Here is a 14825-nt window from a genome sequence, read left to right as displayed (position 1 = left end):
ACATGATTCCCGTGAGGGGACTCAGTAGGCCGGACTCCCGCCGCCCCGAAAGCAAGGCGCCGCCGGACCGCACCAAGGCTCTGGCGGAACGCCGACCCTGGATGTGTGCCCCGAGACCGGCCGGGCCCGGCTGTCGTATCGCCGGCTGAGGAGACCTCCGAGGAGAACACCCGGCTGCTGGCCAGCCCGCTCGCCTCACCCGAGCACATCAGCGCTTCAAGATCATCCCGTCAGGAACGGCGACATGGCGGTGGCCTCGGCGAACGCGGCCGCAGCCGGTTCCAGGACCGGGGTCGTGGGACGGTACTCACTCATGGTCCAGCCTCTCCACATGGGTTCAACGAAGGAGTGCGCCACAGATCGGACCCGGGAACGCTGAAACACCAGGCCCGCGCCAAAGGGCCGAGCTGGTCCCTGCGTGCACAGGTCTTGCGCTGGCGTGCAGCTCTCGTGACGTGCCAGGGGAAGGGAGAGGTGGGGTGCGCCGGACGGGGCAGGGGGCCCGCCGATGAGGCGGGCCCCTCTGGTCAGTCGCGCTGAACAGGGAACGGCAGGTTGTCCCGGCAGATCTTGACCTTGCTGTCCGAGGTGCAGGGAATCTGGAGTCCCTTCTCGCCGTCTGTTCCGTCCGGGACGACTACGTTGGCCGTTCCATCTCCGCTCCACTTGGTCCCGAGGTCATTGGCGACTGTCCACGTGCCGACCACGCGCTTCGTCACCCCGGCGCCCATGATCCACCCGACCTCTCCGGGCTTGATGCGCATGGTGATGAAGCCGCCCTCGGTCTTGGACGTGGTGTGGGTCGTCGTCCAGTTGAATGCGACGGCCACGGACCCGGAGACAGTGACCTCCAGCGGCCCTTCCGACTTGACCTGCATGCCTACAGTGGCGGTCACCGAGCCGCCGGTGGCATAGCTGCTCGCGGTGGTCTGATTCCAGTTGATCTGCTTGTCCACGGGATCGGTCGTTCCGTTGTATACGGGAGGACCGACTGTCACGTCCCTGAACTCGGTACGTGTCGCGGCGCTGCTCCTGCTCTCGTCCACCTGGTAGGTGGCCGAGCTGATGACGCCGGAGCCGGCATCACGCTGCGTCAGGGCGTACCGCATGGCCAGGGCCTTGAGCTTCGGGTCCGTGCCGTGCGTGTCCTGGTCGGTGATGATCCACGCCTGGTTCTCGTACTTGTTCCCGCAGTCCCACAGACCAACGACACTGCCGTCGCTGTTGTGGTTTCCGTAGACGTCCATGCACTTGTTGTTGCTGACGTTGCGCAGGATGTAGCGGGGCCAGCCCGAGTCGACGTCCGACGGCTGGAGGTACCAGTTCTGCTTGCGGTTGGTCGCGTCGCAGTAGACCGGTTCGACGAGATGCCCGTTGTCGGTGTTGAAGTCGATGCATTTGAGGGTCTTGTCGTTGCGGATGAGGAAGCTGCCGTCCTTGTTGGGAAGGAAGCTCCAGGATCCGGCCGTCGGGTTCATGCGTATGACGACTTCGGTGCCGTAGTCCGGCGAGTCGTTCGCCAGATCCAGACGCGGGTTGGATATGAAGTCGCCTGCCGGTGCCTGACGGTGGGAGCTCAGAGCGAGACCGGGGAGGGGCGACAGGGCGTCGGGGCTGGCCGCGTGTGCTGTCCCGGCGGACATCGGGGACAGGACGGCGGCAGCGATGGCCAGGGACGTGGTCAGCACAGTGGTGTGTGCACGTGCGGCAGGCCAGTGTGCAGGGGCGAGGGTCATGGGCGTTCCGTTTCGCGTTTCAGTTGGTGACACTTGTCGCGCCAGCACCCGCCGTGGGGATCGGACTCCGCACGCCTTGGATCCGGGCTTCGAATGGCAACGAGGCTGGTGCACGCCGGCCAACGTAGGCCCGGCGACAGGTGCGAGACCTCCGCCAACTGACGTACGGTTCACGGCTGCTGCCAGGACGGTGTACGGGCAGGCCAGTTCACCTGGCCGGCAATGATCCGGAGCCGTTGCGGCGGATCACCTCGGTGGCCAGTTCGACCCGCGAGGTCATCCCGAGCTTGCGCAGAATGTTGGACACATGCGTACTGACGGTGCGGCGGGAGATGCACATGAGCGTGGCTGTCTCGGGATTGGAGAGCCCGTCGGCCACGTGACCGGCGACAATCTGTTCGGTGGCGGTCAGCGCGTCCCACCCCGGACCGCCGCCGCTCCGAGGTCCGCGCACGCCGCGGTTCACGGAGACGGCCCGTAGGCGGGATGCGGCGCGCGCCGCGTCCCAGGTGGCGTTCAGTCGCTGGTAGATGGCCAGGGCACGGTCGAGCAAGGCCCGGGCGTCGGACAGACGCCCATGCCTCGCCAGCAGCTCGGCCGCCTCGGTGTACGCGTGGGCCTCGCTCAGCGGCCGCGGGGCCTCGCGATAGTGACGGGCGGCTTGCAGGAGGAGCTCCGGATCCTGGTCGATCAGCCCCCGGCACCGGCAGGCGTCACCCAGGTGGTACGGCGCTCCGCTGTGCTTGGCCCGCGAACGCGCCGCCTGCTCGTAGCGCCTGGCGCCCGCCTGGTCGTCTTGGGCAAGAGCCAATCGGACCAGATCAGGCGTGAGGAAACAGAGGATCAGCTGACCCGGCAGATGTCCGATTCCGCTGTCGAAGGAGTGCGCAAGCCGACGGTAGGCGCGTTCGGGATGCCCCTGCGCCTCGTCCATCAGCGCCTCCGTACACAGCAGCACGTACTCGTAGAACCAGGCCACAGTCCCGTTGTCCACGGCCGCCGACGCATCCGCCAGATGAGCCTCCGCGTCGGCCCGTCGGCCCTGGTGGACTGCTATCAGGCCCGCCAGGGCTCGCAACGCCCGGCTCATCGCAAAGTGGACGCCGGGTTCGAGACCGGCCTCCACCTCCGCGAGGGCGTCTTCCCACCGTCCGGCATGGAAAGCCAGCAGCGCGCAGGACAGGTGGTACCACGGCAGGAACACACCCCCCAGAAGCTCCGCGCCAGGGCGGACGCTTGCCAGAACACGCTCCGCCTCACCTGTCAGATCAAGATCCAGGTAGCAGTTGGCCAGAGCGAGCTGCAACCCGAGCCACTGCGCCGGGTGAATGGTTTCCGGCGTCAGACGTGACGCCTGCCGAGCCAGCTCCAGCGCTTCGGTGTCAGGAGCCTCCAGAAAGCGCTTGGCGGCCAGGACCTGGAGGGCAGAGGCCAGAGCGGTACCATCGCCCTGCTCGGCGGCAGCGCGACGCGCAGCCGCCGCAACAGCCCCCGCCTCTGACAGGTCGCCCAGAGCGAAGAGGCACACCGCGCCGAACGCCCGGAAACGAACTGCATCGAGCGGGGGCACCCCCGCCCTCCTGCACGCCGCCCTGATCTCTGCCAGAGCCACATCAGGCCGACCGCGCGCGAATGCGGCCTGAACGATGATCCAGCGCAACAGGTACTCCAGACCCGGGTCGTTGAGCCGCGCCAGCGCGGTACGCGCGCTCTCCTCCGCCTCGGCCAGCAGGCCCGACGACAACTGCGTCACGACATGGTGCATGCGCAGTTGGTCATAGCGCGCATCACCGGGATCGGTGACTTCCAGCGCCGTGTTGAGCAGCCGCAATGCCAACCTGGGTGCACGCGCCGTCAGCTGAGCCGCGGACCGTAGCAGCCAGGGCACCAAGAACTCGCCGTCCGTGAGATCGCCCTCCAGCAGATGCCCCGCGACTCGCTCGGGCGCGGCCCCGGCATTCGCCAGCGCTTGCGCCGCCCTGAAGTGCAGCAGTGAGCGTACGGCCCCCGGCACCCCGTCATACAGAGCCTGCCGTACCAGGTCATGCCGAAACGTGATGTTCCCGGGGGCGTTCGCCAGCACACCGGCCATCTCGGCATCAGCGACGCAGCTGAGCAGTACATGCGTGGGTCCGCCCAGCAGCGCCGCGAGATCGCTGACCGTACATCCCGCCCCCAGCACGGACGCCACACGCAGCACGTGCAGCACCTCGTCCCGCAGGTATGCCAGGCGGTGTTCAATCAGCAGGGGAAGCGAGGGCAGGGGGCAATCGGCCATGACCTCCGCGACTGCCCCTTCCGTGGTGATCGCCCCATTTCGCCGAAAGGCAGCGATGAGCTCGCCCAGGTACAGCGGATTTCCCGTGGCCCCCTCGCACAGGCGAAGCAGTCGCGGACCGGGCCGGCTTCCGCACAGATCGGTTACCAACAAGGACACCGCCGTCGGGTCCAGCGGACCGAGGTTCAGCACTGGGCGATCACACACCCCCACCCCTTGGCTGAGCACGTCGACCCCGACGACTCTGGGCAGTGGCCGGTAGGCACACACAACGAGCAAGGGGAGCTGGCCCACCAATGGCATCAGTCGCTCCAGCACCATCAGGCTTGCGGAGTCGGCCCACTGAAGATCATCCAGAAAGAGAGCCAGAGGCCCCTGCGCACAGATCTCCTCGATCAGCGCCAGCATGGCCTCAACGGTGGCGAAGTCCGCGCCGTCGGGCACACCCGGCAACCCGAACCGCGCCTCACCACGCAGCACATCGGAGGCCCGCGCCCGCAACGCGTCCGCCGGTTCGTCGACCACCCCGAGACAGCGTGAGATCAGGGCGAACGGGCGACATGCCTCCAACTCGTGAGCAGACCCACGCCTCACCTGGATGCCCGCGGCCGCGACATCGGCCGCCGCACAGCGAAGCAGCGCCGTCTTGCCCAGCCCGGCCTCGCCCACGACGAACGCGGCCCGTCCCGAGCCGCGCGCGGCGGCAGCCGCCAAAGTGGCGAGGTGCGTCTTCTCGGCATCGCGTCCCACCAGGCGGTGTCCCAAGAATTCCAAGCTCGATTCTCCCCCGGGCTCATGCCCTGTCGCACAGCATCGACCCCGGCAGAGACGACCGGTCGGCGCTTCTGCTCAACGCTCGCTGCGGGAGCTTCCACGTGCAGGGTCACAGCACGCGGAATTGGCTCCACGAGAGCAGAGAATAGGCACGTCCGGGTGCCAACGACGGGCTGACGGCGAATACTTGAGCCGGACCTGAGATTCGGCCCACCACTCTGGCGCGGGCATCTGGCGGGAGGCGGTCGAGTGCGGGGGAAGACGGGGCGAAGGAAGCCTGTGGTGCGTCGCGTGGCCAACAGCACTCCGCGCCGCTGACCATCGGCTGCCAGGCCTGTTCGCCGGCCCTGGGCGGGCGGCTCAAGGCGGGACAAGCCTTGGGCGTCGCACCACGGGTTGTGTTCCAGTCCCGGCAACAGTCGTGGAGAGAGGCGTTGATCTCGCGCAGATCTGGCCTTTCCGGACCGCAGGGAGGGTCCGGCGGGATTACCCCTCCTCCGGTGGGGGCGACGGTTCGGGCCAGGCGCGGACCGACGGCGAAAGGCGGGCAGAGCAGCATGCGACGAGGCCGTCCACGGGCCGGCGCGGCGATCGCCGTGAGGGCCGTGTCACCCCGCCCGGCGTTGCCGGTGATTGCCGAAACCGGTCGTGCGCGCGGGGCCATTGGTGCCTGTGGTGATGGTGGGAAGAGCGCGGGTGACCCGAAAACACACCGTCCCGTCGACAACGCACGACGGCACAAGGAGAATCCGCTGCCCCAACCGGGCCGTGGTCAAGGCCCTTATGCCAAAGGGAGTGGAAATGAAGCCCAGACGCCATGCGGTCGCCGTGTTCTCCGGCGCCGCCCTGCTGGTCGCCTCTTTGATCGGCGTGGTGGCACCGAACGCGACGGCCGCGTCAAGCGTGCCGACCGCCCACCGTACGCAGAACGAGGGCTCGTTGAAGGCCTCCGCGACGGTGACAACGCAGCTCAAGGCGGCGCTGCAGAACCAGAGACTCACCCACCGCTCCGCCGGCGGGCGGCACATCTGTTACGCCGCGCATGTGCAGAACAACGGCTGGCAGGCCCCTGTGTGTGACGGCGCGGTGGCGGGAACGACCGGGCAGGGCCTGCGGGTGGAGGCCCTGTCCATCGTGGTCTCGGGAGTGGGTGGACTCTGCGCCAACGCCCACCTGCAGAACCTCGGCTGGCAGGGATGGAATTGCAGGGAGGACGGCGTCCAGCTGTTCGTCGGCACCACCGGGCAGGCGCTGCGCATGGAAGGCCTTGACCTGACCGTCGGCACCGGCACGCTCTGCGCCGAGGCGCATGTGGAGCGCATCGGCTGGCAGGGCCGCCGATGCGTCCCGAGCCCGCTCATCGTGTCCGTGGGGACGAGCGGGCAGGCTCTGCGGATGGAGGCGATCACACTCACCGTGTGAGCCGCCCGAGGCTGGTAGGCACAGCAAAGCGCCGGTGCCGGCAGCGTGCGGCGTACGCTGCCGGCACCGGGACCAGAGTCCGATCCGCCGAACTGGGCAAATCGCGCCGCCCGTCGAACTGCAGCTTCACCTGGTGCGCACCGAACGGGTCCTCGCGCTGCTGCCCTCGAATCGAATGACGGCCATTCCCCTGGGGTCTGGCGACACATGGCGGCGGGCTGTCGTAGCGCGATGGCCGGCGGACTTCATGTCGTCGGGGGCGGACTCGCCTCAGACCTCCAGGTTGTTCTCTATGCGCTTGAGGCTGTGCCGGGCGAGAGCCAGGTTGCCGCGCGTGCGGTCCAGCGCGAGATAGAGGAAGAGTGAACCGCTGCTGGAGGCCAGCGGGCGGATCAAGTGGTACTGCTTGCCAAGGGTGATGAGGATGTCCTCGACGGTGTCCTTGATGTCCAGATTCGCGAGGGTGCGTGTCTTGGCGCGCACCACCTCGGTGTTGCCGGCGGCGGCGACCTCCAGGTCCAGGCCCTGTCCTCCGCCGAGTGTGCCGAGCGACATGCCGCTTTCGTGGTCGACGAGTGCCACACCGATGGCTCCCTCGATGGTCATCGCTTCCTTGAGTGCGGTTTCGACGTTCATACTGGGTCCCGTCTTCTTGGCGGATGCGGAGTGGGCGTAGTGACCGGAGTAGGGCATTGAATACTGCTAAATATGGTCACTTTCAAGCCATTTGAAGGCTAGACTACCCTGTAAACTGTCCGAAAACGAAGGGATGCAGGTGTCCGCGCTCGAAGCCTCTCTGTCTCGGCTCCTTGACATTCCCGGAGTCACCGGCGCTGCCCTGGTCGACGGTGTGACCGGGCTCACGTACTGCGCTGTTGGAGACGCGCGAGAGGTCGGGGACGGCGCCGACGCCGCCGAACTGGCTTCCGTGGTCACCGACGGAATCGGTCAGTGCGGACAAGCGGGCGAGTTGGAGTGCGTGGTCATGACGAGCGCCCGGCGCCACCACGTTGTCCAGTCCGTGAGACAGGGAGGCGATCCGCTGCTTCTCGTCGCCGCCATGGACCGTACGCTGACCAATCTCGCCCTGGGCGTACGGCAGTTGACCGAGCACGCCGTCCGAGTGCTGGCATGAAGGCGGGGGAGGCGGGACCCCGGACCCCGGGCGACGGGGCGCGCAACGTCGCGGCCCTGCTGTCGGCTCTGCACCAGGACGCCTTCACCGGGACGGTGGTGATCACAGGTGCGCACGGAGGAAGGATTCACCTGCGCGAAGGACTGGTGGGTGCGATCGAGACGCCCGGTACGCCTTCGCTGGAATCCGTTCTGGCGAAGACCGGCCGCGTCGCCGAAGAAGCCTTGTCCGCGTGGCGTCATGAGGGCGGTGAGGGCGTGGCCGGGTGCTCATTGCTGGTGACCCAGGGACTGGTTGGGTCGGGCGAAATGGAGATCGTCGCCCGCGGCACCCTGTTCGAGGGAGCCTTCGCCATGGCATTGAGCCGTCCCGAAAGCTGGCAGGTCACTCCGGCGGAGCAGGCCCTTTCCTACGCGCCGGGGCTGGAACCGCAGCGGCTCGTCGGCGAAACGGCTCGCCGACTGGCACTCGTGTCCCGGCTGTGGGGGGCGCCCGGGGACCTGGCCCGAGCGAAGGCGCGCCCCTCGTCGCGTGCCGACCACGCTGTTGCCATAGGCCGTCTGAGCCCCCGCTACCAGGCCCTCCTCGCCATGGCCAACGGTCGCCGAACGACACGGGACATGGCCTTCGCGCTGGGTCGAGGACTGTCCGCGGTGATGCTGGATCTGATCCGTATGAGCGGTCACGGCTTCGTCGTCTGGGAGAGCATGCGCCTCGGCGGAAGACCCAGTACCGCACCGCGGAGTGCAGCCACCCGCCCGTCAGCGCCGGTCGCGCCGCCTGGCGGAGGATTGCCTCGGCGCTCCGTACGCAACCACGTTCCCGATCAGTCGCACGGCGGGCCGCAGTCCGATCGGCAGCCGATGCCGCCGTTGGACGGCAGCCCGCGGGAGACGGTGCCGGAGCCCGGACGGAAGTCGGTCCCGCTCGTCGCGCGCGGTGAGAAGCCACCGCCATAGGCAGTGCCTCGGAACGGCATTGCCGACTTTCCATCTGCAAGCGAACCGACCGCGCAGGGCGATCGGCTCACCCTTCCGTGAAAGCAGGCACAGATATCATGCACGCTCGTTCGTCGGCCACCCCTCTCGTCGACGTCCTCGCCTTGCTTCGTGAAAGGGTGATGGGCGTTTCGGAGAGTGTTCTCTCGACCGCTGACGGCCTGCTGGTTGCCGCGGACGTGGAGAGTGTCCACGCGGAGTCCGTCGCGGCCCTCGCCGCGGCGACACTCGGGGTCGGGAGGCGCATGGCGGAGCAGACGGGGGTCGGGCCCCTGCGCCGCATGGTCACCCAGTGCGCCGCCGGCCACGTCGTCGTCTTCGCCATCGGCGCGCGGGCTCTGCTCGCCGTCGTCGCCGACGAGGGGCTCGACACCGTGGCGTTTCAGCGCGAAACTCCGGCGGTGGTGGAGCAGCTGACCGCGATTCTCGACGCCGATGTAGCGCCGTGACGTAGGACGACCCCCGTCGGACCGGTTCCCGCTGCCGGCGGGATCGACTCGGCCGTCGACCTCGGCCTCGATCTCGGTAGGCATGTTCTTGTGCGCGAACCAGTTGACCTTCGAGCCCACCAGGCGAGATCCCCTCTCGGCCCTACGTTTGGGTGGACTGTGTCCCTCCGCCGTTGTTCCCGTTCGTTTGCCGACCCTTTACGTGGGGTTGGCGCGCCCGGCGGGCTTGGGCGGGCCGGCGTCGGGTGCGCAGGCGGATCGGCCTGAGGGGACCTGACGCTTCCGGCCGTCTGTGGAGCCAGGCTCAAGCGGCGACGAGTACACCGTCACAGCGACGGTCACAGGCGGGGACGCCGGGCAGACCAAGGCGACCTCTCGCATCCGCTGCTCCACCGTTCCACGGGCGCGGCCCCCACATACCCGCGGTACGTGGGGGCTGTCGAAGTCCGCCGGGGACTACCACCAGGCGCCGTCACCACCGGCACATTTGACGATGCCGTTGGAAGCAAGGGAGCCGCAGACCCGGAACTGGTAGTGGGGGTCGGGGCTCGTGCGCTTGAACGGCGTGGTCAGACTCTGTCCGAAGTTCTGCACGGTGAAGGGACCACACTGCAGCCAGGGCCTGACCGGCCATTCCGGTTTGCCACCGTCGTCCCAGCCATCGGCCCGCCAGTCCATCCAGACGTTGTCACCGGGCCGCGTGGGACCGCTGATCTTGCCGAAGGCGATCTGCTGGCCCACGTACACCCCCTTCTCCAAGGTGATGACGACACCGCCACCGAGGTCGAGGCTCCGGGGCTTGGCGGTGTCGCCGGAGGCGTTGTCCGGGTGGTCACGGAATCCGCGTGCGCCTCCGGTGCAGTCGGAGGCAGCGGCCTGTGCGGACTCGGGGGGCCCTGCGAGCGTGATCCCCGTGGTCAGGGCGGCGATGGCCGCCGCCGAGGCGAGAGTTGAACGCAGTACGCGCATGGATGCTCCTTCTTTGCTTGTCGACGAGACCTGTCCGGAACAGTAGGGAGCGACTCGGGCACCACGTCCTGACAGACATCAGGATGCGGTCGTCCGCGCTGTATGCATGGCGGCCGCCGCCCGTACAAGGGCCGTGGGTCTGTTGCCTGTCCGTCCTGCCGTCAGCCGGTCCGCACTGTCCCGGGCGGGCGCAGGGCGCAGCCGTGGCGGCTGGACGTCCGCATTCCGCGGTGGACTTCGACCGTGACCGCGACAAATCCGCTGGGTGTCTGAGAACCCCCCTCTACGATGAGGGTGTTCGTCGGCCGGATTCCACTGTCGCGCGGTCCGGACGTTCTCAAGGGGGAGCCGGGGGTGGGGCCGTGACGTGGCGATGGCGCAGGCAGAACGGCCGGGGGTCGGGGTCGGGGGACACGCCGGAATCCGAACCGGCGCCGGAGGAGACAGCCGACGCTATGAGATATCCGGACCTGCCTCGTTCGACGCCCGGTTCGCGACGGAGAAGCGGCTGCCGATTGTGGAGCTTCCCGTGGCGGGCAACGTACGGCTGGGTGAATGCTGATGGGAGCTGACGTGCTGGAAGTCCTGAGGAAGTGGCCGGCCGCGAGCGAAGCGCGTCTTCGCGGAAGCGGAATCGCATGCGAACTCGTCGAGTCTCCGACGGAATTCGACCCGAGCTCGGTGCGGTTGATCCTGGAGACCGGGGAAAGGCTCGGCGAGATCATTGGGTGGAGCAGTGGCAAGGCCGAGATCCACGTCGCGGAAGTCTCGACCGGCCGAGTCGAGACAGAGCAGCGGGAGATCGTCGTCTCGCGGACCTCTCTGGACGAGATCCTCAAGAACGTGATCGCTCGGATGACACCCTGATCACATCCGGCTGAGCGCGATCGACGTCGTGGCGGTCCTGACGGAACACTCCGGCGGGGGGGCGTGCAACGGCACCCGGTTCGCGTTCGGCTGGGGCCGGCGCCGAGAGCGCTCAGCGAGGAGATCACCGTCTATTTCGCTGTTCGGACGCCACCGGGATCGGAGGAATCCGGACGCGGTGCCGCTGTCGTCGCGTGATGGGATGTGTCGTATGAGCGAGCCGTCCCTGCGAGACCGTATCGAGCATTACTACGCCACCGTGCCGCTGTTGTTCGCCGAAGCCGAGGAATTCGGTCTCTTTCGCCTGTTCGTACGAAAAGGCCCCGGCGCCCCGTACTACGGAGGCCCTTACTATGCCCGTCCCGTCTCGGCTGGCCCCGCAACTGTAACGGCCGCCGACATCGCCCGGGTTCGCGCCCGGCAGCGCGAACTCGGCGTGCCGGAGGCCTTCGAGTGGCTCGCCGAGGTGACGCCGTCGCTGCGGGCCTGCATCGAGGCAGCGGGCCTCCCTGTGACGGAACGCCCGCTGATGGCACTCGATCCACGCCATCCGCTGCCCCCGCAGTCCCTGCCCGAGGGCGTCACGATCCGGGCCCTGGCCGCGGACGACCCGGCCTTGGCCGCCGTACTTGCCCTCCCTGAGCTGGTCTTCGGCGCAGAGGGCACGGCAGTGGGTTCGACAGGCCGCGCGGAGCTGGCGGTGGAGGCAGAGAGGCTCACCGCGGACGGCACGGTGGCAGCGATTCGCCCCACTCTCCGCGCAGGTCGCAAAACGCTCGTCGCTGCCTTCGCCCCGGACGGCACTCCGCTTGCCGCAGGTCACTACCACCCGGCGAGCGGCACCACCGAGATCGGCGGCATCGGTACCCTCCCCAACGCCCGCCGCCAGGGTTTCGGGGCTGCCATCGCGGTGGCCCTGGCCGCCCATGCCCGCGACCATGGAGTGAACACCGTCTTCCTCGTCTACGCGGATGACGCGGTCGCGCGTATCTACGCCCGCCTGGGCTTCCGTCGAGCCGGCACCACCTTGCTGATCGCCAATCAGCCGGCCCGTGGTCAGTAGGGTCAAGTCCGGGAAAGGGAGCGTTGGTCACGGTGCCCGCGAGACATGAGATGGGACTACGGAGGCACGGCCGGCGCGGGCTGACAGGGCAGCGGGCCGCCTCGATGCGGCCCGCTGCCAGGCAAAACGGCCCTGGTGCGGGTGGTTCGTCGACCGGCGGACTATTTGGCGGCGTTCTCGTATGCCTCCCGGATGCTGGTCGGCACCCGGCCGCGTTCGTTGACCTCATATCCGTTCTCCTTGGCCCACGCGCGGACAGCCGCGGTATCCGTGGCGCCGCCTGCCGCGCTGCGCGCAGCGTTCTTGCGACGCCGGCCGCCGACTTTCCGGCCTGCAGTGGTGAAAGGAGCTACCGCTTCGAGGAGTTTGTCGTAGCTGTCGGGCCCGAGGTCGATTTCGTAAGTGATGCCGTCGAGGACGAGAGTGTGCGTCGCAGCCTCCCGCGTCTCTTCGCCGGTCAGGTCATCGGTGTAGATAGTGACAATTTTCTGCGCCATGAGAGGAATGATAGTCGGCCACAGAAAGGCGAGGCACCCACAATCGAATGAGCGCGCTGCGTGACTGCTGCGTCTCCACGTTTTGCTGGGGGAACGAAGCGGCATCAGCCCGGACACGGAGACGATCAGGACCAAGGTCGTCATCACTGGCGTGGGCTTCGCCTCCAACCCCACGGTGTACTTGGGGGACAGCACCGCGATTTCCGCCAGGTTCGACTCGCCGACTCTGATCACCGCGCTTGCGCCGTCGTCGGGTTCGGTCCGCAGCAAGGCCAAGGACGTCAGGGTGCTGGTGAACGGCTACCTGTCCCCCGCCGGTCCGGGCCGACGAGTTCACCCCCACCGGCGGACCGGCGCACGACACGACGATGGTGGTGCCATCTGCTACCGCCGGAGCACCGGCACGTCCTCGCCGAGGAGGCCGTTGTCCTGCAGAGCCTGCCACAGCTCAGCCGGGACCGGCCGGGACAGCATCGCGGCGGCGTCCTCGACCTCCCCGGCGCTACGCGGACCGACCAGCACGCTTGACACCGACGGGTGGCCGAACGGGAACCGCAACGCCGCGGCCCGCAGTGGGACGCCGACCTTCTCGCAGACCGCCTTGATCCGCAGCGCCCGTTCCAGCAGGGCGTCCGGAGCCGAGGCGTAGTCGAAAGTCGCCCCGGGCCTGGGGTCGGCCAGCAGGCCGGAGTTGAACACGCCGCCGACCACGACCGACCGGCCGCGCCGCCCGGCCTCGGGCAACAGCTCCGCCAGCCCGCGCTGGTCCAGCAGGCTGTAGCGGCCGGCCAGCAGCACCACGTCCATGTCCGTATCGCGGACGAAGCGGGTCAGTAGCTCGGCCTGGTTCATGCCCGCGCCGATCGCCCTGACCACCCCCTCCGCGCGCAGCCGCTCCAGTGCCGGATACGCCTGCTTCATTGCCTTCTCGGCGTCTTGGTCCGGGTCGTGCAGGTAGACCACGTCAATGCGGTCCAGGCCCAGCCGATTCAGGCTGTCTTCGACGCTGCGCAGCACCCCATCGGCACTGAAGTCCCAGATCCGGCGGTGGGTCGCGGCGACGACGAACCCCTCCGGGTCGAGGCCATGCGGTGTCGGCAGCGGTTCCAGGAGCCGGCCGACCTTGGTGGACACCGTGTACTCATCGCGGGGCCAGGCGCGCAATGCCGCTCCGAGGCGGCGTTCGGACAGGCCGAGTCCGTAGTGCGGCGCGGTGTCGAAGTAGCGGATGCCCACCTCCCACGCCGCGTTCACGGTGGCGGCGGCAGCCTCATCGCTCACCTCCGTGAAGAGGTTGCCCAGGGCAGCGCCACCGAAGGACAGCTCGGTGACCCACGCCCGGCTGGAGCCCAATTGGCGTCGTCGCACAGCAAGTGCCTTTCTCATGCGAGGCCTTCATCGAAGGTGAGCGATCGACGCGAAGAGTGCGGCCCACGGTCCTTGGCAGGTCCCGGACTTCAAGGTCCCGCACGTGGTGGTTGGGCGCCGATGCGCTTCGGGCGGGTGCCCGGCTGTCCGCACCCGGTGGTGTCCGTAGCGTCGCCCACGGCCAGGCTTGTTCCGTCGGCCCCGGTGCCCCGTCACCAGCCCGGTTCGCCGTACCCGATGCCCGGCGCCGTGGGAGCGTGCAGCATGCCGTCTGGACCCACGGCGGCCTCGCGTACGACGGGGTTGGAGTAGACGAGAGACTCGTAGTACGACGTGTTCGGGATCGCCATGCACAAGTGGGCGTTGACGATTCCCGATCCGTGCACCTCGGCCCGAAGCTGGAAGCTGTCCGCGAGGTGAGCGATCCGGAGCGCACCGGTGACGCCGCCCTTGTACTGCGCACTGGTCCGTACGTAACCCGCCGTGCCGGCCGCGATGAAGTCCGCTGCGTTCAGGTGCGCACCGTCCGACGTCTCCGCGACGAGCAGAGGCACGCTGACCCGTTCACTGAGCCAGCGGTATGCGGTGACGCTGAACTCGCGCATCGGTTCCTCGTACCAGGTGTAGCCGGCTTCGGCGAGGGCCCGGCCCACGTAGACCGCGTCGGCCAGGTCGAAGCCGGCCGAGCCGTCGTACATCAGCGGCACGGCGTCGCCGACATGAGCGCGCAGCTTCTGGCACAACTCGGCGTCCGCGCGGGGATCGCCCCACGCGTGGAGCTTGATGGCGGAGTAACCGGCGTCCAGGCACTGGTCGGCGACGTCGAGATACTCCTCCACACTGGAGAACGTGACCGTACTGGCGTAGGCGGGAAGCGCGTCGCGGTACGAGCCGAGCAGGCGGTGCACCGGCATACCGGCGGCCTTCCCCGCGATGTCCCACAGGGCGACGTCGACCAGTCCGAGCGCATATATAGGAAACTCTTCAATGCGGTCGAGCTCCCACAACCGGTGCCAGAGCAGCTCACGCGCAAGTGGGTCGTGGCCCAGCAGGTCCTCACGGATCCGCCGTTCGACGAGGTCGGCCACGATGAGGCCACGCCGAGTGTGGGCCTCCCCCTCCAGGCCGTCATCCGTGTGGATGCGCAGAACGCCGCCGGTCACCGATTTCTCCGACCCCGGTAGGCCGTTGCGCCAGCGAAACGGCGGCTGCGCAGGCAGGTCGACAAGCTCCAACGTGACATCAGTGATACGCATACTGTCCTTCATG

The 14825-nt window shown here is 68.2% G+C and carries 13 protein-coding genes and 1 pseudogene; 7 read left to right on the top strand and 7 right to left on the bottom strand.

Annotation, left to right across the window (positions count from 1 at the left end; all coding sequences use genetic code 11):
- Positions 1-527 precede the first annotated feature (527 nt).
- Both OG293_RS01345 and OG293_RS01340 read right to left on the bottom strand, forming a co-directional pair.
- Positions 528-1736 (bottom strand): RICIN domain-containing protein, encoded by a 1209-nt coding sequence (locus OG293_RS01345; RefSeq protein WP_405996872.1) that lies wholly within the window; start codon positions 1734-1736, stop codon positions 528-530.
- A gap of 208 nt (positions 1737-1944) precedes the next feature.
- A complete protein-coding gene (locus tag OG293_RS01340; RefSeq protein WP_406003475.1) occupies positions 1945-4764 on the bottom strand; it encodes an AAA family ATPase in 2820 nt (939 codons plus the stop codon).
- Between the two features lie 825 nt (positions 4765-5589).
- Here OG293_RS01340 and OG293_RS01335 point away from each other — a divergent pair.
- Positions 5590-6210 carry a hypothetical protein gene (locus OG293_RS01335; RefSeq protein WP_405996871.1) on the top strand — a complete coding sequence of 207 codons (621 nt, stop codon included), beginning with the start codon at positions 5590-5592 and terminating at the stop codon, positions 6208-6210.
- A 270-nt stretch (positions 6211-6480) separates the two neighbouring features.
- Here the strand turns inward: OG293_RS01335 and OG293_RS01330 are convergent, their stop codons facing one another.
- Positions 6481-6846 (bottom strand): hypothetical protein, encoded by a 366-nt coding sequence (locus OG293_RS01330; RefSeq protein WP_406003474.1) that lies wholly within the window; start codon positions 6844-6846, stop codon positions 6481-6483.
- 133 nt (positions 6847-6979) lie between these two features.
- Here OG293_RS01330 and OG293_RS01325 point away from each other — a divergent pair, with 133 nt between their 5' ends.
- From OG293_RS01325 to OG293_RS01315, 3 genes are all read left to right on the top strand, one after another.
- Positions 6980-7345, top strand: coding sequence for a hypothetical protein (locus tag OG293_RS01325; protein ID WP_405996870.1), 366 nt, complete (start codon positions 6980-6982; stop codon positions 7343-7345).
- Entirely contained in the window at positions 7342-8304 is a 963-nt protein-coding gene (locus OG293_RS01320) for a hypothetical protein (RefSeq protein ID WP_405996869.1), read from the top strand. The genes OG293_RS01325 and OG293_RS01320 overlap by 4 nt, the downstream gene beginning before the upstream one ends.
- Positions 8305-8402: 98 nt before the next feature.
- Positions 8403-8792, top strand: a complete 390-nt coding sequence (locus tag OG293_RS01315; protein ID WP_405996868.1) for a roadblock/LC7 domain-containing protein — start codon at positions 8403-8405, stop codon at positions 8790-8792.
- Positions 8793-9248: 456 nt separating this feature from the next.
- Here OG293_RS01315 and OG293_RS01310 read toward each other — a convergent pair whose 3' ends face one another.
- Positions 9249-9761, bottom strand: a complete 513-nt coding sequence (locus OG293_RS01310) for a hypothetical protein (protein WP_405996867.1) — start codon at positions 9759-9761, stop codon at positions 9249-9251.
- A 561-nt stretch (positions 9762-10322) separates the two neighbouring features.
- On the opposite strand from OG293_RS01310, the gene OG293_RS01305 reads away from it, so the two are divergent.
- Together OG293_RS01305 and OG293_RS01300 are read left to right on the top strand one after the other, a co-directional pair.
- The gene (locus OG293_RS01305) at positions 10323-10628 is read left to right on the top strand and encodes a hypothetical protein (RefSeq protein WP_405996866.1); all 306 of its coding nucleotides are present in this window, start codon (positions 10323-10325) and stop codon (positions 10626-10628) included.
- Between the two features lie 211 nt (positions 10629-10839).
- Positions 10840-11691: a GNAT family N-acetyltransferase gene (locus OG293_RS01300; protein WP_405996865.1), complete on the top strand. Its 852-nt coding sequence runs from the start codon at positions 10840-10842 to the stop codon at positions 11689-11691.
- A gap of 161 nt (positions 11692-11852) precedes the next feature.
- Here the strand turns inward: OG293_RS01300 and OG293_RS01295 are convergent, their stop codons facing one another.
- Entirely contained in the window at positions 11853-12188 is a 336-nt protein-coding gene (locus tag OG293_RS01295; protein ID WP_405996864.1) for an Lsr2 family protein, read from the bottom strand.
- Positions 12189-12339: 151 nt separating this feature from the next.
- Between OG293_RS01295 and OG293_RS01290 the strand changes: the two are divergent.
- Positions 12340-12429, top strand: a pseudogene (locus OG293_RS01290) (hypothetical protein); the annotation flags it as partial.
- A gap of 143 nt (positions 12430-12572) precedes the next feature.
- On the opposite strand, the gene OG293_RS01285 reads toward OG293_RS01290, so the two are convergent.
- Complete coding sequence (locus OG293_RS01285) at positions 12573-13574, bottom strand: aldo/keto reductase (RefSeq protein WP_405996863.1); 1002 nt, start codon at positions 13572-13574, stop codon at positions 12573-12575.
- A 194-nt stretch (positions 13575-13768) separates the two neighbouring features.
- The gene (locus OG293_RS01280) at positions 13769-14812 is read right to left on the bottom strand and encodes an enolase C-terminal domain-like protein (RefSeq protein WP_406003473.1); all 1044 of its coding nucleotides are present in this window, start codon (positions 14810-14812) and stop codon (positions 13769-13771) included.
- Positions 14813-14825 lie beyond the last annotated feature (13 nt).

The organism is Streptomyces sp. NBC_00829 (genome assembly GCF_045161795.1).
In the GTDB taxonomy this organism is placed as follows: domain Bacteria; phylum Actinomycetota; class Actinomycetes; order Streptomycetales; family Streptomycetaceae; genus Streptomyces.
Note: the sequence above shows the minus strand (reverse complement) of the source record. Positions and strands in the feature narration are given on the sequence as shown.